Source organism: Streptomyces sp. NPDC045287, from assembly GCF_056432325.1.
Genome location: NZ_JBWKJG010000004.1, coordinates 350,679 through 374,257, shown reverse-complemented (window position 1 = coordinate 374,257; position 23,579 = coordinate 350,679). Strand labels below are relative to the sequence as shown.

At 72.9% G+C, this 23,579-nt stretch carries 22 protein-coding genes and 2 tRNA genes; 14 read left to right on the top strand and 10 right to left on the bottom strand.

The window, feature by feature from the left end:
* The first annotated feature begins 32 nt into the window (after positions 1–32).
* From AC07D6_RS09985 to AC07D6_RS09970, 4 genes are all read left to right on the top strand, one after another.
* Entirely contained in the window at positions 33–608 is a 576-nt protein-coding gene (locus AC07D6_RS09985) for a M48 metallopeptidase family protein (RefSeq protein ID WP_479043208.1), read from the top strand.
* Between the two features lie 119 nt (positions 609–727).
* Entirely contained in the window at positions 728–2,524 is a 1,797-nt protein-coding gene (locus tag AC07D6_RS09980) for a TerD family protein (RefSeq protein WP_479043206.1), read from the top strand.
* A gap of 13 nt (positions 2,525–2,537) precedes the next feature.
* Positions 2,538–3,218, top strand: a complete 681-nt coding sequence (locus AC07D6_RS09975) for an AIM24 family protein (RefSeq protein WP_315875786.1) — start codon at positions 2,538–2,540, stop codon at positions 3,216–3,218.
* 21 nt (positions 3,219–3,239) lie between these two features.
* The gene (locus AC07D6_RS09970) at positions 3,240–3,995 is read left to right on the top strand and encodes an AIM24 family protein (protein WP_479043204.1); all 756 of its coding nucleotides are present in this window, start codon (positions 3,240–3,242) and stop codon (positions 3,993–3,995) included.
* A gap of 69 nt (positions 3,996–4,064) precedes the next feature.
* Here the strand turns inward: AC07D6_RS09970 and AC07D6_RS09965 are convergent, their stop codons facing one another.
* Together AC07D6_RS09965 and AC07D6_RS09960 are read right to left on the bottom strand one after the other, a co-directional pair.
* Positions 4,065–4,580, bottom strand: a complete 516-nt coding sequence (locus AC07D6_RS09965; protein WP_479043202.1) for an NUDIX hydrolase — start codon at positions 4,578–4,580, stop codon at positions 4,065–4,067.
* Entirely contained in the window at positions 4,577–5,962 is a 1,386-nt protein-coding gene (locus AC07D6_RS09960; protein WP_315875783.1) for a zinc-dependent metalloprotease, read from the bottom strand. The genes AC07D6_RS09965 and AC07D6_RS09960 overlap by 4 nt, the downstream gene beginning before the upstream one ends.
* A gap of 191 nt (positions 5,963–6,153) precedes the next feature.
* Between AC07D6_RS09960 and AC07D6_RS09955 the strand changes: the two genes are divergently transcribed.
* The 4 genes from AC07D6_RS09955 to AC07D6_RS09940 all read left to right on the top strand — a co-directional run bounded on the left by AC07D6_RS09955 (position 6,154) and on the right by AC07D6_RS09940 (position 9,291).
* On the top strand, positions 6,154–7,263 hold the full coding sequence (locus AC07D6_RS09955; RefSeq protein WP_315875781.1) for an SDR family oxidoreductase: 1,110 nt from the start codon (positions 6,154–6,156) through the stop codon (positions 7,261–7,263).
* Positions 7,264–7,388: 125 nt separating this feature from the next.
* Positions 7,389–7,850 (top strand): molybdenum cofactor biosynthesis protein MoaE, encoded by a 462-nt coding sequence (locus AC07D6_RS09950; RefSeq protein WP_315875780.1) that lies wholly within the window; start codon positions 7,389–7,391, stop codon positions 7,848–7,850.
* A 120-nt stretch (positions 7,851–7,970) separates the two neighbouring features.
* Positions 7,971–8,132 (top strand): hypothetical protein, encoded by a 162-nt coding sequence (locus AC07D6_RS09945; RefSeq protein ID WP_315875779.1) that lies wholly within the window; start codon positions 7,971–7,973, stop codon positions 8,130–8,132.
* 70 nt (positions 8,133–8,202) lie between these two features.
* Positions 8,203–9,291 carry a YlbL family protein gene (locus AC07D6_RS09940; RefSeq protein WP_315875778.1) on the top strand — a complete coding sequence of 363 codons (1,089 nt, stop codon included), beginning with the start codon at positions 8,203–8,205 and terminating at the stop codon, positions 9,289–9,291.
* Between the two features lie 169 nt (positions 9,292–9,460).
* Here the strand turns inward: AC07D6_RS09940 and AC07D6_RS09935 are convergent, their stop codons facing one another.
* The gene (locus AC07D6_RS09935) at positions 9,461–10,018 is read right to left on the bottom strand and encodes a PPA1309 family protein (RefSeq protein ID WP_315875777.1); all 558 of its coding nucleotides are present in this window, start codon (positions 10,016–10,018) and stop codon (positions 9,461–9,463) included.
* 150 nt (positions 10,019–10,168) lie between these two features.
* Between AC07D6_RS09935 and AC07D6_RS09930 the strand changes: the two genes are divergently transcribed.
* The 4 genes from AC07D6_RS09930 (at position 10,169) to AC07D6_RS09915 (ending at position 15,515) form a co-directional block, all read left to right on the top strand.
* Positions 10,169–13,147: a UPF0182 family membrane protein gene (locus AC07D6_RS09930; protein ID WP_479043289.1), complete on the top strand. Its 2,979-nt coding sequence runs from the start codon at positions 10,169–10,171 to the stop codon at positions 13,145–13,147.
* Positions 13,148–13,219: 72 nt separating this feature from the next.
* A tRNA-Met gene (locus tag AC07D6_RS09925) sits at positions 13,220–13,293 on the top strand.
* Positions 13,294–13,484: 191 nt separating this feature from the next.
* A complete protein-coding gene (locus tag AC07D6_RS09920; protein WP_479043201.1) occupies positions 13,485–15,392 on the top strand; it encodes a tetratricopeptide repeat protein in 1,908 nt (635 codons plus the stop codon).
* 49 nt (positions 15,393–15,441) lie between these two features.
* Positions 15,442–15,515 (top strand) — tRNA-Met (locus AC07D6_RS09915).
* 142 nt (positions 15,516–15,657) lie between these two features.
* Here the strand turns inward: AC07D6_RS09915 and AC07D6_RS09910 are convergent.
* The gene (locus AC07D6_RS09910) at positions 15,658–16,074 is read right to left on the bottom strand and encodes a Fur family transcriptional regulator (protein WP_315875775.1); all 417 of its coding nucleotides are present in this window, start codon (positions 16,072–16,074) and stop codon (positions 15,658–15,660) included.
* Positions 16,075–16,217: 143 nt separating this feature from the next.
* On the opposite strand from AC07D6_RS09910, the gene AC07D6_RS09905 reads away from it, so the two are divergent.
* Complete coding sequence (locus tag AC07D6_RS09905; protein ID WP_315875774.1) at positions 16,218–17,669, top strand: catalase; 1,452 nt, start codon at positions 16,218–16,220, stop codon at positions 17,667–17,669.
* Between the two features lie 89 nt (positions 17,670–17,758).
* Here AC07D6_RS09905 and AC07D6_RS09900 read toward each other — a convergent pair whose 3' ends face one another.
* The 6 genes from AC07D6_RS09900 to AC07D6_RS09875 form a co-directional block, all read right to left on the bottom strand.
* Positions 17,759–18,166, bottom strand: coding sequence for a CBS domain-containing protein (locus AC07D6_RS09900; protein ID WP_315875773.1), 408 nt, complete (start codon positions 18,164–18,166; stop codon positions 17,759–17,761).
* Positions 18,167–18,327: 161 nt separating this feature from the next.
* The gene (gene hisN, locus AC07D6_RS09895) at positions 18,328–19,131 is read right to left on the bottom strand and encodes a histidinol-phosphatase (RefSeq protein WP_479043198.1); all 804 of its coding nucleotides are present in this window, start codon (positions 19,129–19,131) and stop codon (positions 18,328–18,330) included.
* A gap of 51 nt (positions 19,132–19,182) precedes the next feature.
* Positions 19,183–19,506 carry a DMT family transporter gene (locus AC07D6_RS09890; RefSeq protein ID WP_315875771.1) on the bottom strand — a complete coding sequence of 108 codons (324 nt, stop codon included), beginning with the start codon at positions 19,504–19,506 and terminating at the stop codon, positions 19,183–19,185.
* A gap of 112 nt (positions 19,507–19,618) precedes the next feature.
* Entirely contained in the window at positions 19,619–20,629 is a 1,011-nt protein-coding gene (gene rsgA, locus AC07D6_RS09885) for a ribosome small subunit-dependent GTPase A (protein WP_479043197.1), read from the bottom strand.
* A gap of 5 nt (positions 20,630–20,634) precedes the next feature.
* Positions 20,635–21,981: a 3-phosphoshikimate 1-carboxyvinyltransferase gene (gene aroA, locus AC07D6_RS09880; RefSeq protein ID WP_479043196.1), complete on the bottom strand. Its 1,347-nt coding sequence runs from the start codon at positions 21,979–21,981 to the stop codon at positions 20,635–20,637.
* Positions 21,982–22,008: 27 nt separating this feature from the next.
* Complete coding sequence (locus AC07D6_RS09875; protein WP_315875768.1) at positions 22,009–22,713, bottom strand: M50 family metallopeptidase; 705 nt, start codon at positions 22,711–22,713, stop codon at positions 22,009–22,011.
* A 49-nt stretch (positions 22,714–22,762) separates the two neighbouring features.
* Here AC07D6_RS09875 and AC07D6_RS09870 point away from each other — a divergent pair, with 49 nt between their 5' ends.
* Positions 22,763–23,578 (top strand): SOS response-associated peptidase, encoded by an 816-nt coding sequence (locus AC07D6_RS09870; RefSeq protein WP_315875767.1) that lies wholly within the window; start codon positions 22,763–22,765, stop codon positions 23,576–23,578.
* Position 23,579 lies beyond the last annotated feature (1 nt).

The following is a 23,579-nucleotide window of genomic DNA, read 5'->3' as shown; positions in this document are numbered from 1 at the left end:
ACTTCCCCCGGGCGGGCGGGTACGGTCGGGGCGTGCCCGCCGACCCGCAGCCCAGTCCGACCAGCGAACCGCTCCGCGCCGAGCGGGCGCCCGCCGTCGAGGTGCGCAGGAGCTCCCGGCGCCGCCGAACCGTCTCCGCCCACCGGGAGGGCGACCGGGTCGTCGTGCTGATCCCCGCCCGGATGTCGCAGGCGGAGGAGCGGCGCTGGGTCGACACGATGCTGGACAAGCTCGCCGCCCAGGAGAGCCGGCGCCGCCCCGGCGACTCCGAGCTGGCCGAGCGCGCCGAGCGGCTGTCCGCCCAGTACCTCGCAGGCCGTGCGCGGCCGGCGTCCGTGCGCTGGGTCACCAACCAGAACACCCGCTGGGGCTCCTGCACCCCCGCCGAGGGCAGCATCCGCCTGTCGCACCGGCTCCAGGGCATGCCCGAGTACGTCGTCGACTACGTCCTCCTGCACGAGCTGGCGCATCTGCTCGTCCCCGGGCACGGGCCCCGGTTCTGGCGACTCCTGGAGCCGTACCCCCGCACGGAACGCGCGCGCGGGTACCTGGAGGGCGTGGTCGCCGCCGGCCGGTTGCCCCACCCGCCCCGCCCGTCCGGCGACTGACGTTCACCGATCCTGTACCGAGTCCGTACCGAGCCGGTCGCCGTCGTGGTCCCCTGTCGTACCCAGCCGTTAGCCTGGCGCGACGCACACCAATCCGGGATGGGGGACGGTCGTCACGCATGGCCAGGGAATTCCAACGGGGCCACAAGGCCCGGATCAGCGATCTGACCGCCGGGACCGATCTGTACGTCGGCGTGCAGATCGCGGGCCCCGGACTGACCTTCGACATCAGTTGCTTCGGCCTCGACGCCGACGAGCGGCTCTCCGACGACCGGTACTTCGTCTTCTTCAACCAGCCGAAGTCCCCCGAGGAGTCCATCCAGCTGCTCGGCGCGCAGGCCGGTGACACCGAGTCCTTCCGCGTCACGCTCGACCGCGTCCCCGAAGCGATCCACAAGCTGTCCTTCACGGCGACGATCGACGGCGCGGGCCAGATGTCGCAGATCGGTCCCGGGTACATCCGGATCGTCGCGGGCGGCGAGGAGGTCGCGCGCTACGCGTTCGGCGGCGCCGAGTTCAGCACCGAGCGCGCGGTCATGCTGGGGGACTTCTACCGCAAGGACGGCTGGCGCTTCGCCGCGGTCGGCCAGGGCTTCGACGGGGGCCTGGAAGCGCTGCTGAGGAACTTCGGCGGTGAGGTGTTGGAGGAGGAGCAGCCGCAGCAGGCGCCCCAGCCCCAGCAGCAGGCGGTCCCGGGCTTCGCGCCCCCGGCCGGCGGCCCTGCCCCGGCCCGGCCCGCGCCCGCCTTCGCCGCCCCGCCGACCCCGGCTCCGACCCCGCCGGCCCCGGCACCCGCCTCCACGCAGCAGCAGCCACAGCAGCCGCTGCACGCCGCGCCCACCATGGCGGCTCCCCTGGCCCCGCCGGCCGCCCCCGCCCCGCAGGCTCCAGTCCCGCACGAGCCCGCCCCGCAGGCACCGCAGGTCCCGACCCCGCACGAGCCCGCCCCGCAAGCACCCACGTCGCCCCCGACCCCGTACGGCCACCCGCAGCCCCCGGCGCCCTACGGCCACGTACCGGGCCAGACCCCGCCGCACGGCGCGCCCGCCCCGCACGGCCACCCGCAGCACCCGCAGCACCCGCAGCCCCCGGCGCCCTACGGCCACGTACCGGGCCAGACCCCGCCGCACGGCGCACCCGCCCCGTACAGCCAGCCCGCGCCCGCCCCGTACGGCCAGCAGCCACCCACGGGCATGCCCCCCACGGGCATGCCGCCCGGCGTCCCGCAGGGTCCCCCGCCCGGCATCCCGCAGGGCGCCGGACTCGCCGCCGCGCTCCAGAAGTACCGCGAGACGCCCACGGGACAGCGCTGGGCTTCGCAGAACGCGCAGCTCATACGGGTCGACCTGGCCATGGACCAGACCCCGGTGCTCGCCCGCCAGGGCAGCATGGTCATGTACCAGGGCAAGGTCGACTTCAGCTACAAGGGCGCCGGTTTCGCCGGCCGCATCGTCGGCAACGCCACCGGTCAGGAGATGCAGCTGATGCGCTGCACCGGCCGCGGCCAGGTCTTCCTCGCCGAGAACAGCGCCCAGCTGCACCCCATCGAGCTCCAGGGCGACGGGATCTGCGTCTCCGCCGAGCACGTCCTCGCGTTCGACGAGTCGCTGCACCACGAGGTCCGCCGCATCGAGGGCCACGGCATCCCCGGCGGCGCGCTGTTCACGATGCTGTTCCACGGCACCGGCACGGTCGTCGTGAAGACGCGGGGCATCCCGGTCGTCCTGCCGGTCACGCCGACCACGTTCGCCGACTGCAACGCCGTCGTGGCCTGGTCGGCCGCCTCCCAGGTGGTCCTCTCCAGCCAGGTCCGACTGCGCCGCAACGCCTACCCGGGACACAGCGGCGAGACCGTGAACCTCCAGTTCCGGGGCGCCCCCGGCAACTTCGTCGTCGTCCAGCCCTACGAGGTCTGAGGGAGCCCGAAGAATGAACCAGCAGCTCGCGGGCTACGCCCCGACCGCGACCGCGGCCCGCATGGAGAACCACGGCAACGCCATGCTGAAGGTCGCCATGGCCACCGGCCAGGACCTGTTCGCCCGCACCGGATCCGTCGTCGCGTACGAGGGCTTCATCCAGTACGAGCCGAACCCGCCCGCCGTGCGTCAGATCGCCTCCTCCTGGGTCACCGGCGAGGGCGCGCCCCTGATGAAGTGCTCCGGCGACGGCCTGCTGTACTTGGCCGACTACGGCGCCGACGTGGTCGTCGTCCACCTCGACAACGACGCCCTGTCCGTCAACGGCACCAACGTGCTGGCCTTCGACGCGCACCTCCAGTGGGGCGTCGAGCGGGTCAAGGGCATGGCGAAGTTCGCCGGCCAGGGCCTGTGGAACGTGCGGATCGCCGGCACCGGCTGGGTCGCGCTCACCTCGCGCGGCACGCCGGTCGTCGTCGACTGCGGTCGCGGCGACGACGAGACGTACGTCGACCCGGACGCGCTCGTCGCCTGGTCGCCGGCCCTGAAGGTGAAGGGGAAGCGCAGCTTCAAGGCGTCCTCCCTGATCGGGCGGGGCAGCGGCGAGGCGTACCAGATGGCCTTCTCGGGCCAGGGCATCGTCGTCGTACAGCCGAGCGAGGACAGTACCGACCGCCTGCGGATCCGGAACTGAGCCGGGGGAGCGAAACAGATCATGCAGAGCCCGCTTTTCAGCTACGCGGAACAGCAGAGCCAGGACCGGTACACCGTGCAGAACCCGCAGCTCCTGCGGGTCGCCCTCACCGGTCACGACGACGTCCTCGCCCGCAAGGGCGCCATGGTGGCGTACCAGGGGCTGATGGACTTCGACGGGGAGTACCAGAACCAGAACCAGCGCACGGCCCGCGCCAACACCGGCGAGGGGCTCGACCTGATGCGCTGTTCCGGCCAGGGCACCGTCTACCTCGCCAACCTGGCGCAGCACATCCACGTCGTGGAGGTCGACCAGGACGGGCTGACGGTGGACAGCGCCTACGTGCTGGCCCTCGACTCGTCGCTGCACACCGAGGTCATCGCCGTGGACAGCCAGTACGGCATCTCCGGCTCCGGCAAGTACCAGCTGAACGTCTCCGGTCGCGGCCAGGTCGCCCTCATGACCTCCGGCCAGCCGCTGATGCTCCGGGTCACCCCGGACACGTACGTCAACGTCGACGCGGACGCGATCGTCGCCTGGTCGTCGTCGCTGCGCGTGCAGATGCAGGCGCAGACCCACTCGTCGAACATCCGCCGGCGCCGCGGCGACACGGGGGAGGGCTGGGAGCTGAACTTCCTCGGCCAGGGCTTCGCCCTCGTCCAGCCCAGCGAGGTCATGCCGCCGCAGGGCGCCCGGATCGGACAGGGCGTCGCCGCCCAGTTCGGCGTCGGTCAGCACGGCGCGCACGGGCAGAACCAGAACAACGCCTGGAACTGAACGCGTGGGGGCGGCCCGCCGCGACGGGCCGCCCCCACACCTCCTCCCGCGACGGCGGGCCGCCTCCGGCTACAGGCGCGCCAGGGTCTGCTCCACCAGCCCGGCCACCGACCCGTCGGCCACGCCCGCCACGTCGTCGTACGCGAACCAGCGCAGGTCCAGCGACTCGTCGCTGATCGCCTCCATCGCGCCCGGCGGCGCCACCGCCGCGTACTGCACGTCCAGGTGCCAGGCACAGGGCGTGGAGTGCCGGTCCAGCCGCACCGGGCCGCCCGGCAGCAGCGTCAGGCCCGGGATGCCGGACTCCTCGGTCGCCTCGCGGAGCGCGGCCTCGGCCATCGTGCGGTCGCCGGGCTCGCAGTGGCCGCCCATCTGGAGCCACATGCGCAGCTTCCTGTGCAGGGTCAGCAGCACCCGGCCGCGCTCCGGGTCCACCACCAGCGCGCTGGCCGTGAGGTGCCCGGCCGCGCAGGACCTCCACATCGCGTCCTCGTACGCCGAGAGGTGGTCCAGATACGTGCGGCGCAGTTCTTCCTGGTCCCCGTACTCCTTCAGTACGAGGACGGCGTCAGCGTGCAGGCTCACTTGTCGGTGTCGTCCTTGCCGTCCTCGTCGGAACGGTCGGCGGCCTCACCGAGCATCTTGTCCCAGTCGGAGAAGTCCATCTGCTCGCGGTGGACGAAACCGTCCGGATCGTCCAGGTCCGTGGCCGTGGGCAGCATGTCCGGGTGCGCCCACAGGGCGTCCCGGCCGTCGACGCCGCGCGCGTCGGTGAGCGAGGCCCACAGCCGCGAGGCGTCCCGCAGGCGGCGGGGCCGCAGCTGCAGACCGATCAGCGTCGCGAAGGTCTGCTCGGCGGGGCCGCCCGAGGCGCGGCGCCGGCGCAGCGTCTCCCGCAGCGCGCCGGCCGAGGTCAGCCGGGAGCCGGCCGCCGCGTGCACCACCGCGTCCACCCAGCCCTCGACCAGCGCGAGCGCCGTCTCCAGCCGGGCCAGGGCCGCCTTCTGCTCGGCCGTCTCCTCCGGCTGGAACATGCCCTGCTGCAGCGCCTCCTGGAGCTGCTCGGGGTTGGCCGGGTCGAGCTGCGCGACCGCGTCCTCCAGCTTGGACGTGTCGACCTTGATCCCGCGCGCGTAGCCCTCGACCGCGCCGAACAGGTGCGAGCGCAGCCACGGCACGTGGGCGAAGAGACGCTGGTGGGCCGCCTCGCGCAGCGCCAGGTACAGCCGCACCTCGTCCAGCGGGACGCTCAGGTCACGGCCGAACGCCGTCACGTTCAGCGGCAGCAGCGCGGCCTTCCCCGAAGGACCGAGCGGCAGCCCGATGTCCGTCGAGCCGACCACCTCTCCGGCCAGCGTGCCCACGGCGTGGCCGATCTGCTGGCCGAACATGGCGCCGCCCATGGAGCGCATCATGCCGATCAGCGGGCCCGCCATGGCCTGCATCTCCTGCGGCAGCACGTCGCCCATGGCCGTGCCGACGCGCTCCGCGACCGGGTCGACGAGCTGCTGCCACGCGGGCAGCGTCGCCTCGACCCACTCCGCGCGCGACCAGGCGACCGCGGTGGTCGACCCGGACGGCAGGGACGTCACGTCGTCCAGCCACAGGTCGGCGAGGCGCACGGCGTCCTCGACGGCCTTCCGCTCGGCGGGGCCCACGCTGGCGTCCTTCGTGCCGTCCGGGGTGCCCTGGGAGACGGTCTGGCGGGCGATCTGCTTGGCCATGTCCCAGTTCACGGGACCGCCCTCGTAGCTCAGCATCTGGCCGAGCTGCTGGAAGGCCGCGCCCAGGTCGGCCGGGTTGAAGGACCCGAACATCGCGGCGAACGGGTTGTCCGCGCCGCCCTGGCCGCCGGGCAGCCCGCCGAACCCGAACGGGTTGGCACCACCCTCGGGCTTCTTCTTGCCCTCGTCGCCGTCGTCCGGCTCCTCCGGCGGAAGGCCGAATCCGAATGGGGTGTCGCTCACGGGTTTCCTCGGCTCGTTGGGCCGCCGGCCTCGCGCCGACGGCGGTTGCCCGACATCACACCCAGCGTAGACATCCCGGCCGGGTACGGGGCTCGGTGCTCCGCCCGCGCACCGGCTGCGGCAGGATGGACGCCACCTGGTGCGCACGCCTTGTCCGCGTACGTACTGAAGACAACCGCTGGAGACGCCTGGTGAGTTCCCCAGATCCGCAGGTTCGCGCAGCGCGAAACCGTTCAACCCCCTCCGCCGCCCGGGGCCCCGTCGTCGCGGTCACCGGCGCCGCGTCCGGTGTCGGGGCCCTGCTGACCCGGCGCCTCGCCGCGTCCGAGGAGATCAAGCAGGTCGTCGCGATCGACGAGCGCCGCGGCGAGGTGTCCGAGGCGCTGTGGCACGTCCTGGACGTACGGGACCCGGCCATCGCCGAGAAGCTGCGCGGCGCGGACGTCGTGGTGCACCTGGCGCTCGACCTCGACCTGGAGACCGACCCCGCCGCCCGAACGGCGTACAACGTACGCGGTACGCAGACGGTGCTCACGGCCGCCGCGGCGGCGGGGGTCCGCCGCGTCGTCCTGTGCACTTCCGCCATGGTGTACGGCGCCCTGCCCGACAACGACATCCCGCTCTCCGAGGACGCCGAGCTGCGGGCCACCGCGGAGGCGACCGGGGTGGGCGACCTGCTGGAGATCGAGCGCCTCGCGCGCCGGGCGCCCCGCGCCCACCCGGGGCTCAACGTCACCGTCGTACGCCCCGCCACCCTCGTCGGGGGCACCGACACCGCCCTGACGCGCTACTTCGAGTCGCCGCGGCTGCTGGTCGTCGCCGGGTCGCGGCCGGCCTGGCAGTTCTGCCACGTCGAGGACCTGGTGAGCGCGCTGGAGTACGCGGCGCTGGAGAAGGCCGACGGGGAGTTCGCGGTCGGCTGCGACGGGTGGCTGGAGCAGGAGGAGGTCGAGGAGCTCAGCGGCATCCGGCGGATGGAGCTGCCGTCCGCCGTCGCGCTGGGCGCGGCGGCCCGGCTGCACCGCATCGGCCTCACCCCGTCACCGGCCGGCGACCTGGCGTACACGATGCACCCGTGGGTGGTGAGCGTCGGCCGGCTCCACGACGCCGGCTGGCGGCCCGCCTGGACCAACGAGGAGGTGCTGGCCGCGCTCCTGGAGGAGGTCGCCGGTCGCCGCACCGTCGCCGGCCGCCGCCTCGGCCGCAAGGACGCCACGGCCGCGGGTGCGGCGGGCGCCACGGTGGCCCTCCTCGGCACGGCCGCCCTCGTCCGCCGGGCCCGCCGCCGCCGGGGCCTGTGACCCCGGGCCCGCCGCCGGGGCCCGCGACCCCGGGCAGGGGCCTGTAGGAGGCTCCAAAGCGGCGGGGGTGTCCGCCGGGCGAACGGGCAATTCCGCGGAGCGGGGGCGTGCGGCACGATGGGGGCATGGCTTCCCTCCACGACCACCCCGGTGAGCGCGCCGCCGAAGAACCGATCCGGCTGCTGGCGATCCGTGACACGCCGCTCTCCCTCGACGAGGTGTTCCGGGCCGTCGGCGACGACGCCGCCGGCGGCACCGCCCTCTTCGTCGGGACCGTGCGCGACCACGACGGCGGCGCCGACGTGGACGCGCTCGGCTACTCCAGCCACCCCACGGCCGAGGCCGAGCTGCGGCGGGTGGCGGAGAAGGTGGTCGCGGACTTCCCCGTACGCGCCCTCGCCGCCGTCCACCGGGTGGGTGACCTGGTGGTCGGCGACCTCGCGGTGGTCGTCGCCGTGGCGTGCCCGCACCGCGCGGAGGCGTTCGCGGCGTGCCGGAAGCTGATCGACGACCTCAAGCACGAGGTCCCGATCTGGAAGCACCAGCGCTTCTCCGACGGCACCGAGGAGTGGGTCGGCTCCTGCTGACCGGCCCCCCGACGCCGCCCCACCGCCCGATTTGCGTAACCCCCTCCCCGGCAGCAGCGTTGAAAGGAAAGCTGGTTAATCTGCTGATCATCCAGTCGCTTTCACTTTGGGGAGGTCGCGATGGCAGCACTCGCCTGGTTGCTGATTCCGCTGTCGGCTGCCGTCGGCGCCGCGATATGGGGAGGCTGGGCCGCGCGGAGCCGTACCACCGAGGACATAGCCGAGCTGGACGGCTACGCGCGTTTCCGCGACGCGATGGACAGGGCCCGCTCCCGCGGCTGATCCATCCGACGATCACCCCGGACGGCGGCCCCGAGGGTGCACGGGCGGACGGGTCCCGTACTGTCGTTCCATGCCACGCCGCACCGTGACGATGCTCGCCGCCACCCTCGCCCTCATCGCGCTGCTCTGCGCGGGAGTGCTCATCCCGGTGCCCTACTCCGAAATGAGCCCGGGGCCGACGGTCAACACCCTGGGCGACTCCGGCGGCGAACCGGTGCTCCAGGTCTCCGGCCACGAGACGTACCCCACTTCCGGCCACCTCAACATGACGACCGTCAGGGTCACCGGAGCGGAGTACCGGATGAACCTCGTGGAGGCCGTCGCCGGGTGGCTCGCCCACGACAGCGTCGTCGTCCCGCACGACACGCTCTACCCGGACGGCAAGACCGAGGAGCAGTCGACGCAGGAGAACGCCGAGGAGTTCAGCCAGTCCCAGGAGAGCGCCCGTGTCGCCGCGCTCCGGCAACTGGGCCTCCCCGTGGCGTCCCGCGTGGTCGTCTCGTCCGTCCAGAAGGACAGCCCCGCCGAGGGCAGGCTGCACGCCGGCGACGTGATCAAGGAGGTCGACGGCACGCCCGTACGGGAGCCCAAGGACGTGGCGGCGATCGTCACCAAGCGGCGGCCCGGCAAGCCGGTCGACTTCACCATCGTCCCGGCCAAGGACGCCGCCGCGGCGGAGAAGGCCCGCCGCGAGCCGACCACCACCGAGGAGATCACCGTCACCACCAGGCGGGCGGACGACGCGGACCGGGCCGTCGTCGGCATCCAGGCCGGCACGGACCACACGTTCCCGTTCCAGATCGACATCAAGCTCGAGGACGTGGGCGGGCCGAGCGCCGGCCTGATGTTCGCCCTCGGCATCGTCGACAAGCTGACCCCCGGCGCCCTGACGGGCGGCCGCTTCGTCGCCGGGACGGGAACCATCGACGAGACCGGCAAGGTCGGCCCGATCGGCGGCATCCAGATGAAGCTGGTGGGCGCGCGCGACGCCGGGGCGACGTACTTCCTGACCCCCGCCGCCAACTGCCCGGCCGCCGCGTCGGACGTCCCGGACGGGCTGACGCTGATCAAGGTCGACACGATCGCGGACGCGGTGAAGTCGCTGGAGAAGGTGCGCGAGGGCGACACCGCGGGCCTCCCCGGCTGCTCACGGAGCTGACCGACCGGGCGAAGCCCTCCCCACGGCCCCCTTCCCCGGCCCGCGGCCGTACCCCGGCCACCGCTCCCGGCCCGCGCCGGAAGCGGGCCTGACCGGCCCACGCCGGGAGCTGCCCACGCCGGAAGCGGGCCGGGAGCGGTCCGCACCGGAAGCGGGCCGGGCCGGGCGGTCAGCCCTCGAACGTGGCGGACAGCGCCTCCGCCAGTCCCGGCACCAGGTCCGAGCCGGTCAGGACCTCCGTGGGGGAGTCCTTCTCGCGGAGCCGGATCGCCGACTCGCGCGCGCCGCTGCGCAGGACGGCCACGGTCATCCGCACCTCCTGCCGGTCCGGGTGGGCCGCGACCCACTTCGCCAGCGCCGCCTCGTCGAGCCCGTCCGGCACGGACCCCTCGGCGGACGGCGGGAGCATCAGCCGCTCCACGGTCAGCGCGCACCCGGCGACCGCATCGGGCCAGGCGACCGTCGCGAGGAACTCGTCGAGCGGGGCCCCGGTCGGCAGCTCGTCCTGCTCGATCGGGGTGAGCGGCGCGGCGGCCTCGTCGGCGTCGAGCCCCAGCTGGGCGGCCAGCTCCGGCTCGTCGGCGCGCAGCCGCGCCGTGTCGACGAGGGCGAACAGGCGGGCCGGCTGGTCCCAGCCGAGCCCCGAGGCGTACTCGTCGATTTCGAGGACCGCGCGTGTGAGCGGACCGGCGGCCATCGGAGGGCCGGAGGGAGAAACATTGGACATGGTCAATATCCTGCCTCTTCTCGACCCGAAGACGGGAACCAGGTAAAGCTTCAGTAAGTTGCATCAGTGGAGCCCGCGGAAAACCGGGGCCACAGCACCACACAGGCAACACACGACCGCGAACTCGAGGGGCGCACGTTGGCTTTCCAGATGCCGGACCGCGGCGGAGGCCCGACCGGGCCACGGATCAGAGTCGGCCGGCCGTCCCGGCGGGCCCGCACCCTGCTCATGACGCTGGGGGTGCTGGCCGTCCTGGCCATGCTCTTCGTCATGTTCGCCGGGTTCTGGACGGACTGGCTCTGGTACAGGTCCGTCGCGTACTCGTCCGTCTTCACCACCACGCTGTGGACCAAGGTCGGCATGTTCGCCGTCTTCGGTCTGCTGATGGGCCTCGCCGTCGGGCTGAACGTCTGGCTCGCGCACCGGCTGCGGCCGCCGCTGAGCGCGATGTCGCTGGAGCAGCAGAGCCTCGACCGGTACCGCATGGGCGTGGCCCCCTACAAGAAGTGGGTGCTCCTCGGGATCACGGCGCTCGTCGGCCTGATCGCCGGCGCGTCCGCCTCCGGCCAGTGGCGCACCTGGCTCATGTGGGTGAACGGCGTGCGCTTCGGCGAGAAGGACCCGCAGTTCGGCATGGACGTCGCGTTCTACGCGTTCGACCTGCCCTGGTACCGGTTCCTGCTCGGCTTCGGCTTCGCGGCCACGGTGCTGTCCCTGATCGCCGCCACCCTCACGCACTACCTGTACGGCGGGCTGCGCGTCACCAGCCCGGGCGCGCGCGCCACGGCCGCGGCCACGGGCCACCTGTCGGTGCTGCTCGGCGTCTTCGTGTCGCTGAAGGCCGTCGCGTACTGGCTCGACCGGTACGGCCTGGCGGTGAAGTCCAGCGACTTCAAGGCGGCGGGCAACTGGACGGGCCTGCGGTACGTCGACGCCAACGCCTACCTGCCGGCGAAGACGATCCTCTTCTGCATCGCGGTCATCTGCGCCCTGCTCTTCTTCGCGACGCTGTGGCGCCGCACGTGGCAGTTGCCGGTCATCGGCTTCGGCCTGATGGTCCTGTCGGCGATCCTGATCGGCGGCCTCTACCCGGCGATCGTGCAGAAGTTCCAGGTCCAGCCGAACGAGCAGGCCAAGGAAGCGCCGTACATCAAGAAGAACATCGAGGCGACGCGCAAGGCGTACGCGATCGACACGACGGTCCCCGAGAACTACACGGGCAAGGCGACCGTCAAGTCGAAGGAGCAACTGCGCAAGGACTCGGACGCCGCGGCCAGCTATCGGCTCGTCGACCCGAACATCGTCTCGCCGACGTTCCAGCAACTGGAGCAGAAGCGGAAGTACTACCAGTTCCCCGTCACGCTCGACGTCGACCGGTACGAGGGCAAGGACACCGTCGTCGGTCTGCGCGAGCTCAACATCAAGGGCATCCCGAAGCGGAACTGGATCAACGACCATTTCACCTACACCCACGGCTACGGCGCGATCATGGCCACGGGCACGTCGGTGGACACCACGGGCTCCCCGATCTTCACCGAGAGCGGCCTGCCGACCTCCGGCCAGATGCCCAAGTACGAGCAGCGGATCTACTACGGCGAGAAGACCGAGCAGTACTCGATCGTCGGCGGCCCGCAGAAGGAGCTCGACTACGAGGCGAACGGCGAGCGGACCACCAGCTACCGCGGCGACAGCGGCGTCAGCCTGTCCAACGCCTTCAACCGCGCCGCGTACGCCGTGGCCTTCAGCGAGCCGCAGATCCTGTACTCGGGCGCCATCGGCGAGGGCTCGCACATCCTGTACAACCGCACGCCCAAGCAGCGCGTGGAGGCGGTCGCCCCGTGGCTGACCATCGACGGCGACGCCTACCCGGCGGTCGTCGACGGCCGCATCCAGTGGATCGTCGACGCCTACACGACGACCAACGGCTACCCGTACGCGTCGCGCACGACCCTCGGTGACACCACCGCGGACTCGCTGACCGCCGGGAACCAGACCCGCACGGTCGTCGCCCAGCAGAACCAGGTCAACTACATCCGCAACTCGGTGAAGGCCACCGTCGACGCGTACGACGGCTCGGTGAAGCTGTACCAGTGGGACACCAAGGACCCGGTCCTGAAGACCTGGATGAAGGCGTTCCCCGGCACGGTGCTGCCCAAGAGCGCCATCAAGGACGACCTGAAGTCCCACCTGCGGTACCCGCAGGACATGTTCAAGGTCCAGCGCGAACTGCTGACCCGGTACCACGTGCGCGACGCCGCCCAGTTCTACAGCGGCTCCGACGCCTGGCAGGTGCCGGCCGACCCGACGAAGAAGGACGGCAACGCGGTCCCGCCGTACTACCTGAGCCTGAAGATGCCCGGGGACACGCAGCAGCGGTTCTCGCTGACGACGACGTTCACGCCGAACGGGCGACCCAACCTGGGCGCGTTCATGGCCGTCGACGCCGATGCGAACAGCAAGGACTACGGCCGCATAAGGCTGCTGAGGGTCACGTCCGAAGTGCCGGGCCCCGCCCAGGTGCAGAGCAAGCTCAACAGCCTCCCCGACGTGGCGACGTTCGTCCGCGACATGAAGGGCGCCGACTCGGAGATCGAGTACGGCAACCTGCTCACCGTGCCGCTGGACGGCGGGTTCCTGTACGTCGAGCCGGTCTACGCCCAGGGCCGCAGCGCGCTCTACCCGCTGCTGAAGAAGGTAGCGGTGTCGTACATCGACGCGAGCAAGCCGGAGGGCGACGCCACGAAGGACACCACGAGGTTCGAGGACAGCCTCGGGGCCGCGCTCAACGCGGTGTTCGGCGTGGAGGGCGAGACGCCCACCACACCGCCGCCGTCGACGAACCCGCAGCAGCCGCGCCCGCCGGCCACCGGCGAGGCCGCGCTCAAGCAGGCCATCGAGGACGCCCAGAAGGCGTTCACGGACGGCGAGGCGGCACTCAAGAGGGGCGACTGGGAGGCGTACGGCAAGGCCCAGCAGGAGCTCGCGGAGGCGCTTCGGCGCGCCGCCGACGCCGACGCCCAGCGCAAGGGCACCGACCAGAAGCCGTCCCAGGGCTCGACCGCCCGCGGCGGCACCGCCCAGGGCGCCGCCCGGAGCGGCACCACCGGCAGTACCGGCAGTACCGGCTGACCGGCCGCGGCCCCCGCCGAGGGGGCCGCGCAACGCCCCTCCCGCGCCGTGATACGGTGGAACACACAACGGCGCGGGGTGGAGCAGCTCGGTAGCTCGCTGGGCTCATAACCCAGAGGTCGCAGGTTCAAATCCTGTCCCCGCTACTGAAAGCCAGGGCCCGGATCCTTCGAGGATCCGGGCCCTGGTCATGTGTGCGGCCCGAAAGTCGTGTCCGGCGGGGGAGTTGGCGTGTGACGTGTTTGACTTATCTCTCTGTGGGCATGTCGACAAAACGCTGAAGTGACCTCACTGGGTGCGATATACCAGGTGTAGGCGGGTTGCGGGTGGTGCGACGATGGTACGTATGGGGGACAGGGCGGCGCTATTGGAGACTGGGCGGTTCGAGCGACGGCACGCCGGAGGGACCGGGGAGGCGATCGACCACGCCGACGCCGCACCGGAGGCCGCGGGGGGATGGAGCGCCGCCGCGATGGACGCCGCGATGGACTTCGCGGAGGCCACCGCCGACACCGTCGAGTCCGAGGCGCGGCACCGCCGTGCCGCCGACGGCGGGGACACCGCGTCGATGAGCGTCCTCGGCGCCATGCTGCTGCGCCGCGGCGACCTGGACGGCGCCGAGCCCTACCTGCGCGCCGCCACCGCGGCCGGCGACCGCGCCGCCGCCAACAACCTGGGTGTCCTCCTCCACCAGCGCGGCTACCCCGACGAGGCCGCCGGCTGGTGGCGCGTCGCCGCCGTCGCCGGCTCCGCCGCCGCGGCCCACGCCCTCGGCCGCCACCACCGGGAGCGCGGCGACGAGCCCGCCGCCGAGTACTGGCTGCGCCAGTCCGCCGAGCAGGGCCACGCCCTCGGCGCGTACGCCCTGGCCGACCTCATGGAGCACCGCGGCGACGCCGGCTCCGAGCGCTGGCTGCGCGTCGCCGCCGAGCAGGGCCACCGCGAGGCCGCGTACCGGCTCGCCCGCGCCCTGGAGCGGCAGGCCGACCGGCGCGGGACCGACCCCCGTACGGGTGAGGCCGGGGCGGCCGGCGACACCGTCGACAGCGTCGAGCAGTGGTACCGGCAGGCCGCCGCGCGCGGCCACCGCAGGGCCGCGCTGCACCTCGGCGCGATCCTGGAGAAGCGCGGCGAGGTAAAGGAGGCCGGCCGCTGGTACCTGACGGCCGCGAAGGACGGCGAGCCGCGCGCCGCCTGCGCCCTCGGGTTCCTGCTGCGCGACGCGGGCGACGAGGAGAGCGCCGCCGTGTGGTGGCTGCGCGCCGCCCAGGACGGCGACGGCAACGCCGCCAACGCGCTGGGCGCCCTGCACGCCGCCCGCGGCGAGTACCAGACCGCCGAGCGCTGGTACCGCGCCGCCACGGACGCGGGAGACGTGAACGGCGCCTACAACCTCGGGCTGCTGTTCGCCGCCCAGGGCCGCACGGCCCAGGCCGAGCAGTGGTACCGGCGCGCCGCGTACGCCGGCCACCGCGAGGCGGCGAACGCCCTGGCGATCCTCCTGCTCCAGGCGGGCGACCCGCACGGGGCGGAGCCGTGGTTCTCCAAGGCCGCCGAGGCGGGCAGCGTCGACGCCGCGTTCAACCTCGGCATCCTCTACGCCGGCCGCGACGACGACCGTACGGCGCTGAGCTGGTACGAGCGGGCCGCGGCGGCCGGGCACACGGAGGCCGCCCTCCAGGTCGGCATGGCCCGGCTCCGCGACGGCGACGAGCGGGAGGCCGAGCGGCACCTGCGGTGCGCCGCCGGCGGCGGCAGCGCCGAGGCGGCGTTCCGGCTGGCCACCGTCCTCGACGCGCGGCAGCCGCCGCCCGAGCCGCACACGCTCGGCCAGCCCCGGGCGCCGAAGACCGAGTGCGAGGAGTGGTACGAGCGGGCCGCCGAGCAGGGCCACCGCCGCGCCCAGGTGCGGGTCGGGATGCTCGCCGCCGCGCGCGGCGACGTGGTGGAGGCGGCCCGCTGGTACCGGGAGGCCGCCGAGGCCGGCAGCCGCAACGGCGCGTTCAACCTGGGGCTCCTGCTCGCCCGCGACGGCAACGAGCGGGAGGCCGCCCTGTGGTGGAGCCGCGCCGCCCGGGCCGGCCACGGGCGGGCCGCGCTGCGCCTGGCGCTGCTCGCCGCCCGGCGCGGCGAGCTGGCCGAGGGGCGGCGGTGGTGCGCCCGCGCCGTGGACCTCGGACCCGCCGAGGTCGCCGAGCGGGCGGCCCGGCTGAGCGAGGCCCTGCACCAGGAGCTGACGGCGTAGTGATGGATTTGCGCTGGTCCACGGCGTCCCGTAAGGTGGTGTTCACCGACGCGGGGTGGAGCAGCTCGGTAGCTCGCTGGGCTCATAACCCAGAGGTCGCAGGTTCAAATCCTGTCCCCGCTACTGAAACCGAAGGCCGGATCTCTCAGATCCGGCCTTCGGCGTTTTCGCGTTCCCGTACGTGAAGAGGGGCCCGTGGGGTCCCGGGACGGCAAAGGGCCCCCGGCGCGGCGCGCGCCGGGGGCCCTCGGGCCGTCTTCGCTGGTCAGGCGCCCGCGCAGGGCGGGCACAGGCCGCGGTAGGTGACCTCCACGTCGGAGATCGTGAAGCCGAAGCGCTCCGAGTCCGGGAGGTCCGACAGGGGGTTGCCCGTCGGGTGGACGTCGCGGATGGCGCCGCAGCGCGCGCAGACCAGGTGGTGGTGGGGGCGGTGCGCGTTCGGGTCGTACCGCTTGGCGCGGCGGTCCGTGGACACCTCGAGGATCTCGCCCAGGCTGACCAGCTCGCCCAACGTGTTGTACACGGTCGCGCGGGAGATCTCGGGCAGTCGCTCGGCCGCGCGGGCGTGGACCTCGTCGGCGGTCAGGTGGACGTGATCTCCGTCGAGGACCTCGGCCACGACGCGGCGCTGCGCGGTCATCCGCCAGCCGCGGCCGCGCAGGCGTTCCAACAGGTCACTCATGCAGTTCAGCCTAACAGGCGGGGGACTCAGTCCCGAACGGGTGTTGGTTTGGAAGCGGGCTTGACTTAGACAATGTCCATTGTAGGATCGGGAACGGCTTTGGCCAAGGGACAGGATTTGTTGCTGACACGCAGGAGGCGCACGTGACGCAGGGACCGCTCACCACGGAGGCCGGCGCGCCGGTCGCCGACAACCAGAACAGCGAGACCGCGGGCATCGGCGGCCCGGTTCTGGTCCAGGACCAGCTCCTGCTGGAGAAGCTCGCGCACTTCAACCGCGAGCGCATCCCGGAGCGCGTGGTCCACGCGCGCGGTGCGGGCGCCTACGGCACGTTCACCGTGACCGCCGACGTGACGCCCTACACCCGGGCGAAGTTCCTCTCCGAGATAGGCAAGGAGACCGAGGTCTTCCTGCGCTTCTCGACCGTCGCGGGCAACCTCGGCGCGGCGGACGCGGTGCGCGACCCGCGCGGCTTCGCGCTGAAGTTCTACACCGAGGAGGGCAACTACGACCTCGTCGGCAACAACACCCCGGTGTTCTTCATCAAGGACGCCATCAAGTTCCCCGACTTCATCCACACCCAGAAGCGCGACCCGTACACGGGCTCGCAGGAGGCGGACAACGTCTGGGACTTCTGGAGCCTGTCGCCCGAGTCCACGCACCAGGTGACGTGGCTGTTCGGCGACCGCGGCATCCCGGCCAGCTACCGCCACATGGACGGCTTCGGCTCGCACACGTACCAGTGGAACAACGAGGCCGGCGAGGTCTTCTGGGTCAAGTACCACTTCAAGACCGACCAGGGCATCAAGAACCTCACGCAGGCCGAGGCCAACAAGCTCGCCGGTGAGGACCCCGACTCCCACCAGCGCGACCTGCGCCAGGCGATCGAGCGCGGCGAGTACCCGACGTGGACCGTGGGCGTGCAGATCATGCCGGCCGCCGACGCCGCGACGTACCGCTTCAACCCGTTCGACCTGACCAAGGTGTGGCCGCACGCCGACTACCCGGTCATCGAGTTCGGCAAGCTGGAGCTGAACCGCAACCCGGAGAACATCTTCGCCGAGGTCGAGCAGTCGATCTTCTCCCCGGCGCACTTCGTGCCCGGCATCGGCCCGTCGCCCGACAAGATGCTCCAGGGCCGCCTCTTCGCGTACGGCGACGCCCACCGCTACCGCGTCGGCATCAACGCCGACCACCTGCCGGTGAACCGCCCGCACGCCACCGAGGCGCGCACCAACAGCCGGGACGGCTACCTGTACGACGGCCGCCACAAGGGCGCCAAGAACTACGAGCCGAACAGCTTCGGCGGCCCGCACCAGATCGACCGCCCGCTGTGGCAGCCGGTCCCGGTGACCGGCGTGACCGGCGACCACCCGGCGCCCGTCCACGCCGAGGACAACGACTTCGTCCAGGCCGGCAACCTCTACCGGCTGATGACGGAGGAGGAGAAGAGCCGCCTGATCGAGAACCTGGCCGGCTCGATCTCCCAGGTGTCGCGCGAGGACATCGTCGACCGCGCCATCAACAACTTCCGTCAGGCCGACGGAGACTTCGGCAAGCGGCTGGAGGCCGCGGTCCAGGCCCTGCGCGGCTGACAGCACTGGACCGCTTGTCGTGGGCGGAGGGCCGGTTCCCCGTGGGGGAGCCGGCCCTCCCGCGTGTCCGGCCGCGTGCGGGTCCGCGGTCAGCCCGCCGCCGGCAGCACCGTCGCGCCCCGGCGCCCCGAGGTCCAGCAGCGGAGGACGTCACGGACGGAGACGACCCCGACCGGGCCGTGCCCGTCGAGGACGACCAGGTGCCGGAAGCCGCCGTGGGCCATCGCCTCGGCCGCCTCCTCCAGCGCCCAGCCCGGCGCCGCGAACACGACGTCGGCGGCGGTGTGCGCCCCGGCGGTCTCCAGGTCGGGGTCCTGCCCGGCGCCCAGGGAGTCGAGGATGTCGCGCTCGGTCAGGATGCCGGGGCGGTGGGTGTCGTGGTCGAGGACGACGGCCGAGCCGACGCGGCGCAACGACATCAACGTCGCCGCCTGGCGCAGGGTGTGGTTGGGGCCGATGGTGAGGACCAGGGAGCTCATGGCGTCGCGGACGAGCATGGGGGAGCCACCTCCTTGGGGAACCCCTCCGCGAGAAGGGGTTCACAAGCGCACAAGATGGGCGGCTCTCAGCGTGGCAGCGCGGCACGGGCACGACAAGGCCACTGGCGAGACCTCGACAAGGGCTCGCCGGGAGCCGGTGGCGCCCCGCCCGGGCCCGCTCAGCCCCGTGGGCCCAAGTACCCCAGCAGCTCGCCGTGGAGCAGGCCGTTGGAGGCCGCCGCGTTGCCGCTGTACGGGCCCTCCCGGCCGTCCAGCCCGGTGAACGTGCCGCCGGCCTCCTGGACCACGATCGCGTTCGCCGCCATGTCCCACAGCGACAGCTCCGGCTCGGCGCAGAGGTCCACCGCGCCCTCCGCGACCATCATGTACGGCCAGAAGTCGCCGTACGCGCGCGTGCGCCAGCACGCCCGCGACAGGTCCAGGAAGCCTTCCAGACGGCCCAGTTCCTCCCAGCCGGTCAGCGACGAGTACGCGAACGAGGCGTCCGCCAGCTTTGCCACCCTCGACACCCGGATGCGCGTCGCCGACTCCAGGTCGCGGCCCGTGTACGCGCCCCGGCCCTTCGCCGCCCACCAGCGGCGCCCCAGCGCCGGGGCCGACACGACGCCGACCACCGGCCGGTGGCCTCCGTCGCCGTCGTCCTCCATCAGCGCGATCAGCGTGGCCCAGACGGGCACTCCGCGCACGTAGTTCTTGGTGCCGTCGATCGGGTCGACGACCCAGCGGCGCGGACCGGTGCCCTCCACGCCGTACTCCTCGCCGAGGATCGCGTCGTGCGGACGCTCCCGCTGGAGGAGGCCGCGGATCAGCTCCTCGGCGGCCCGGTCCGCCTCGCTGACCGGCGTCATGTCCGGCTTCGTCTCCACCTTGAGGTCCAGGGCCTTGAACCGGTCCATCGTGGCGGCGTCCGCGGCGTCCGCCAGTACGTGGGCGAGGCGCAGGTCATCGTGGTAGTCGGCCATGCGCCCGACTCTATCCCGCGCCCCCGGGGGCGGTGCGCGACGACGGCGGGCTCAGTGCGACGACCCCGACAACTGGAGTCCGATGACGCCGACGATCACCAGCGTGATCGAGACGATCTTCAGCGTCGACACGAGGTCCCCGAGGAACACCATCCCGTAGACCGCCGTGCCCGCCGCGCCGATCCCCGTCCACACCGCGTACGCCGGCCCGATGTCCAGCTTCCGCAGCGACAGGGTCAGCAGCCCGAAGCTGCCCAGCGCGAACGCCGCGAACGCGACCGTCGGCCACAGCCGCGTGAAGCCGTGCGACAGTTTCAGGCAGACCGCGAAGCCCGTCTCCAGAAGGCCGGCGACCACCACCAGCAGCCACGCCATCGTCCGTGCCTCCCACGCCCTCGCCGCCGGGAGGTGAGGGTGCCGTCCCGTTCGCGCCGTGCTCGGTACGATTATGCCTTTGTCCACCTCAATGCTGGCGAAAACGGGCGAATCAGTCGCCCTCGCGTCGCTCCCGCGTCGACAGCAGGCGCCGCAGCGAGTAGAGCCGCGCCCTGTCCGCGTGCCCCTCCTCGACCCACGCGTCCAGCGCGCAGTCCGGCTCGTCGTGGCTGCACGCGCGCGGGCAGCCCGCCGTGCCCGGCTCCAGGTCCGGGAACGCGTGGATCACGCGCGACGGGTCGACGTGGTTCAGCCCGAACGACCGCACCCCCGGCGTGTCGATCACCCAGCCCCCGGCGCCCGCCAGCGGCAGCGCCAGCGCCGACGTCGTCGTGTGCCGGCCGCGCCCCGTCACCGCGTTGACGTGGCCCGTCGACCGCCGCCGGTCCTCCGGCACCAGCGCGTTCACCAGCGTCGTCTTGCCCACGCCCGAGTGCCCCACGAACGCCGTGGTGCGGCCCGCCAGCTGCTCCCGCACCCGGTCGGCGGCGCCCCCGTCGGACAGCTCCTCGCGGTTCGTCACGACGTACGGGATGTCCAGCGCGCCGTACAGCTCCAGCAGCTTCTCGGGCGGGGCCAGGTCCGACTTGGTCAGCACCAGCAGCGGCTCCAGGCCGCCGTCGAACGCCGCGACCAGGCACCGGTCGATCAGCCGCGGCCGGGGCTCCGGGTCCGCGAGGGCCGTCACGATGGCCAACTGGTCGGCGTTGGCCACCACCACCCGCTCGTACGGGTCGTCGTCGTCCGCCGTGCGGCGCAGCACCGACGCGCGCTCCCCGATCCGTACGATCCGGGCCAGCGTGTCCTTGTTCCCCGACAGGTCGCCGACGATCGAGACCCGGTCGCCGACCACCGCCGCCTTGCGGCCCAGCTCCCGCGCCTTCATGGCCGTGATCGTGCGGTCCTCCACGAGGCAGGTGATCCGGCCGCGGTCCACGGTGAGGACCATGCCCTCCGCGGCGTCCTCGTGCTTGGGGCGGATGCTGGTGCGGGGGCGGTTCCCCTTGCGGTTGGGACGGACGCGGACGTCGTCCTCGTCGGCGTTCTTGCCGTAGCGGCGCATGTCGTTCAGGCCTCGATCGCGAGCATTTCGGTCCACATCCGGGGAAAGTCGGGCAGGGTCTTGGCGGTCGTCGCCACGTTCTCCACGCGTACCCCCTCGACCGCGAGGCCGATCAGCGCGCCGGCCGTCGCCATCCGGTGGTCGTCGTACGTGTGGAACACGCCGCCGCGCAGCGGGCGGGGCCGGATGCGCAGACCGTCCTCGGTCTCCGTGACGTCGCCGCCCAGCGCGTTGATCTCCCGGGTGAGCGCCGCCAGCCGGTCCGTCTCGTGGAGCCGCAGGTGCGCCACGCCGCGCAGCGTCGACGGGGAGTCCGCCAGCGCCGCGACGGCCGCGATGCCGGGGGTCAGCTCGCCCACCTCGCCGAGGTCCACGTCGATGCCGTGGATCCGACCCGAACCGGTGAAGGTGAGGCCGGCGTCCGTCAGCTCGCAGGAACCACCCATCTCGGTGAAGATCTCCCGCAGCGCGTCGCCGGGCTGCGTCGTCCGCGCGGGCCAGTCGGGGATCGTGACCCGGCCGCCCGTCACCAGCGCGGCCGCCAGGAACGGCTGCGCGTTCGACAGGTCCGGCTCGATCACCAGGTCGCGGCCGAGGAGCGCCGACGGGGAGACCCGCCACACGTTCGGCTCGCCGCCCGTCTCCGGCTCGTCGACCTGCGCGCCCACCGCGCGCAGCATGTCGACGGTCATCCGGATGTGCGGCATCGACGGCAGCCGCGGCCCCGTGTGCCGCACCTCCACGCCCTGGTTGAAGCGGGGCCCCGACAGCAGCAGCGCGCTGACGAACTGCGACGACGACGAGGCGTCGATGTCGACCTTCCCGCCGTCCAGGGCGCCCCCGCCGTGCACCGTCATCGGCAGCGCGCCCCGCCCGCCGTCGTCGATCCGGGCGCCCAGCGCGCGCAGGGCGTCGATCACGCCGTGCAGCGGACGCTCGTACGAACGGGCGTCGCCGTCGAAGCGGACCGGGCCGTCCGCCAGCGCCGCCACCGGGGGCAGGAACCGCATGACCGTGCCCGCGTTGCCCACGTCGACCGCGGCCGGGCCGTGCAGCCCCGCCGGGATGACGCGCCACGCCTCCCCGCGGTCGTCCGGGCCGCCCGCGGAGGTCGAGCTGGACGACACCGTCTCCTCGATGCCGACGCCCATCGCGCGAAGCGCCTCCGCCATCAGCAGCGTGTCCCGCGACCGCAGCGGGCGGCGCAGCCAGCCCGGCTCGGAGGCGAGGGCGGCCAGCACCAGGGCGCGGTTCGTGACCGACTTGGAGCCGGGCACGGAGACGGTCGCGTCGACCGCGCCGCTCGCGTGCGGGGCGGGCCAGAGGTCAAGGGGCGCGGAGGCATCGGTCATGCCCCTCACTTTAGTGGGCCGGGCAGATCACAGACCCAGCAGCCAGCGGCCCCCGCCGATCAGCGAGGACAGCGACACGGTGTGGAAGAGGAACATCCACACCGCCGCCGGGGCGTGCGTGAGCCGGGCGAGCTGGTCGGCGTCGGAGTCCCGCGCCTCCCCCCGCCGCCGCTTCGCCTGGAGCTCGAACACCGGCCGCACCCCGCCCAGCAGCAGGAACCACACCACGCCGTACGCGAACGCCGCCTGCACCCGCGGCTCCGTCAGCCACGACACGAGCAGGAACGTCCCGCCCGTCACCACGACGGACAGCACCCCGTACGCGTTGCGGACCATCACCAGCAACGCGATCAGCAGCGCCGTCGCCACCCACAGCAGCAGCGTGATCCGGTGCGCCGCCAGCAGCCACGCCCCGCCCAACCCCAGCAGCGACGGCGCCGTGTACCCGGCGGCCGCCGTCAGGATCATGCCGAGACCGGTCGGCCTGCCCCGGCTCACGGTCAGCCCGCTGGTGTCCGAGTGCAGCCGGACCGCCTCCAGCCGCCGCCCCGTGAGCAGCGCCACCAGGCCGTGGCCGCCCTCGTGGGCGATCGTCACCGCGCCCCGCGCCAGCCGCCACGGCGCTCTGACCGTCGTCACCAGCAGCGCGGCCGCGGCGGTCGCGACCACCAGCCACAGGCCGGGGGCGGGCTGGGGGCCCAGGACGACGTCGAGGATCTTCGTGGTGGGCATGGGGCGGACGACTCCTCGGGGGACGCGGGGACATGGCAGGCTTGGCGGTATGTGCGGACGTTACGCGGCCAGCCGAAGGCCCGAGGACCTCGCCGGGATCTTCGGAGTGGAGAAGTGGGAGCCCGAGGAGGCCCTGGCACCGGACTGGAACGTCGCCCCGACCAAAGAGGTGTACGCGGTCCTCGACCGCCCCCTGAAGGACGCCGCCACGCCCCGTCCGGTTCGCCAGCTCCGCCCCCTGCGGTGGGGACTCGTGCCGTCCTGGGCGAAGACCCCCGAGGGCGCGGCCCGGATGATCAACGCCCGGGCCGAGACCGTCCACGAGAAGCCCGCCTACCGCCGCGCCTTCGCCGCGCGCCGCTGCATCCTCCCCGCCGACGGCTACTACGAGTGGGTCACCGGCACCGACGAGCGGCGGCTGGAGGTCGAGGGCAAGAAGAAGCGGCCCCGCAAGCAGCCCTACTTCGTCACGCCCGTCGACGGCTCCGTCTTCGCGATGGCCGGGCTGTACGAGTTCTGGCGCGACCCCACGCTGCCCCCCGACCACCCGGGCGCCTGGCGGGCGACCTGCTCGGTGATCACCACCGAGGCCGAGAAGGGCCCCCTCGGCGTCGCCCCCGCCGAAGGCCCCCGCTCCCTCGCCGACATCCACCCGCGGATGCCGCTCATGCTCACCGAGGACCGCTGGGACGCCTGGCTCGACCCGGCCCGCACCGACGTCGAGGAGCTGCGAGCCCTCCTCGCCCCGCCGCCCGAGGGACTGATGCGGGCGTACCCGGTCACCACCGCCGTCAGCAACGTCCGCAACAACGGGCCCGAGCTCCTGACGGAACTCGACGCACCCGAGGAGAGCACCCTCTTCTGAC

What these genes read in the sequence shown, in the direction of transcription:
- AC07D6_RS09980 (WP_479043206.1), top strand. Translation starts at nt 728, where the DNA reads ATGGCCAGGGAATTCCAACGGGGCCACAAGGCCCGGATCAGCGATCTG.
- AC07D6_RS09975 (WP_315875786.1), top strand. Translation starts at nt 2,538, where the DNA reads ATGAACCAGCAGCTCGCGGGCTACGCCCCGACCGCGACCGCGGCCCGC.
- AC07D6_RS09970 (WP_479043204.1), top strand. Translation starts at nt 3,240, where the DNA reads ATGCAGAGCCCGCTTTTCAGCTACGCGGAACAGCAGAGCCAGGACCGG.
- AC07D6_RS09950 (WP_315875780.1), top strand. Translation starts at nt 7,389, where the DNA reads ATGGCTTCCCTCCACGACCACCCCGGTGAGCGCGCCGCCGAAGAACCG.
- AC07D6_RS09945 (WP_315875779.1), top strand. Translation starts at nt 7,971, where the DNA reads ATGGCAGCACTCGCCTGGTTGCTGATTCCGCTGTCGGCTGCCGTCGGC.
- AC07D6_RS09940 (WP_315875778.1), top strand. Translation starts at nt 8,203, where the DNA reads ATGCCACGCCGCACCGTGACGATGCTCGCCGCCACCCTCGCCCTCATC.
- AC07D6_RS09935 (WP_315875777.1), bottom strand. Translation starts at nt 10,018, where the DNA reads ATGTCCAATGTTTCTCCCTCCGGCCCTCCGATGGCCGCCGGTCCGCTC.
- AC07D6_RS09930 (WP_479043289.1), top strand. Translation starts at nt 10,169, where the DNA reads ATGCCGGACCGCGGCGGAGGCCCGACCGGGCCACGGATCAGAGTCGGC.
- AC07D6_RS09920 (WP_479043201.1), top strand. Translation starts at nt 13,485, where the DNA reads ATGGTACGTATGGGGGACAGGGCGGCGCTATTGGAGACTGGGCGGTTC.
- AC07D6_RS09910 (WP_315875775.1), bottom strand. Translation starts at nt 16,074, where the DNA reads ATGAGTGACCTGTTGGAACGCCTGCGCGGCCGCGGCTGGCGGATGACC.
- AC07D6_RS09900 (WP_315875773.1), bottom strand. Translation starts at nt 18,166, where the DNA reads ATGCTCGTCCGCGACGCCATGAGCTCCCTGGTCCTCACCATCGGCCCC.
- hisN (WP_479043198.1), bottom strand. Translation starts at nt 19,131, where the DNA reads ATGGCCGACTACCACGATGACCTGCGCCTCGCCCACGTACTGGCGGAC.
- AC07D6_RS09890 (WP_315875771.1), bottom strand. Translation starts at nt 19,506, where the DNA reads ATGGCGTGGCTGCTGGTGGTGGTCGCCGGCCTTCTGGAGACGGGCTTC.
- rsgA (WP_479043197.1), bottom strand. Translation starts at nt 20,629, where the DNA reads ATGCGCCGCTACGGCAAGAACGCCGACGAGGACGACGTCCGCGTCCGT.
- aroA (WP_479043196.1), bottom strand. Translation starts at nt 21,981, where the DNA reads ATGACCGATGCCTCCGCGCCCCTTGACCTCTGGCCCGCCCCGCACGCG.
- AC07D6_RS09875 (WP_315875768.1), bottom strand. Translation starts at nt 22,713, where the DNA reads ATGCCCACCACGAAGATCCTCGACGTCGTCCTGGGCCCCCAGCCCGCC.
- AC07D6_RS09870 (WP_315875767.1), top strand. Translation starts at nt 22,763, where the DNA reads ATGTGCGGACGTTACGCGGCCAGCCGAAGGCCCGAGGACCTCGCCGGG.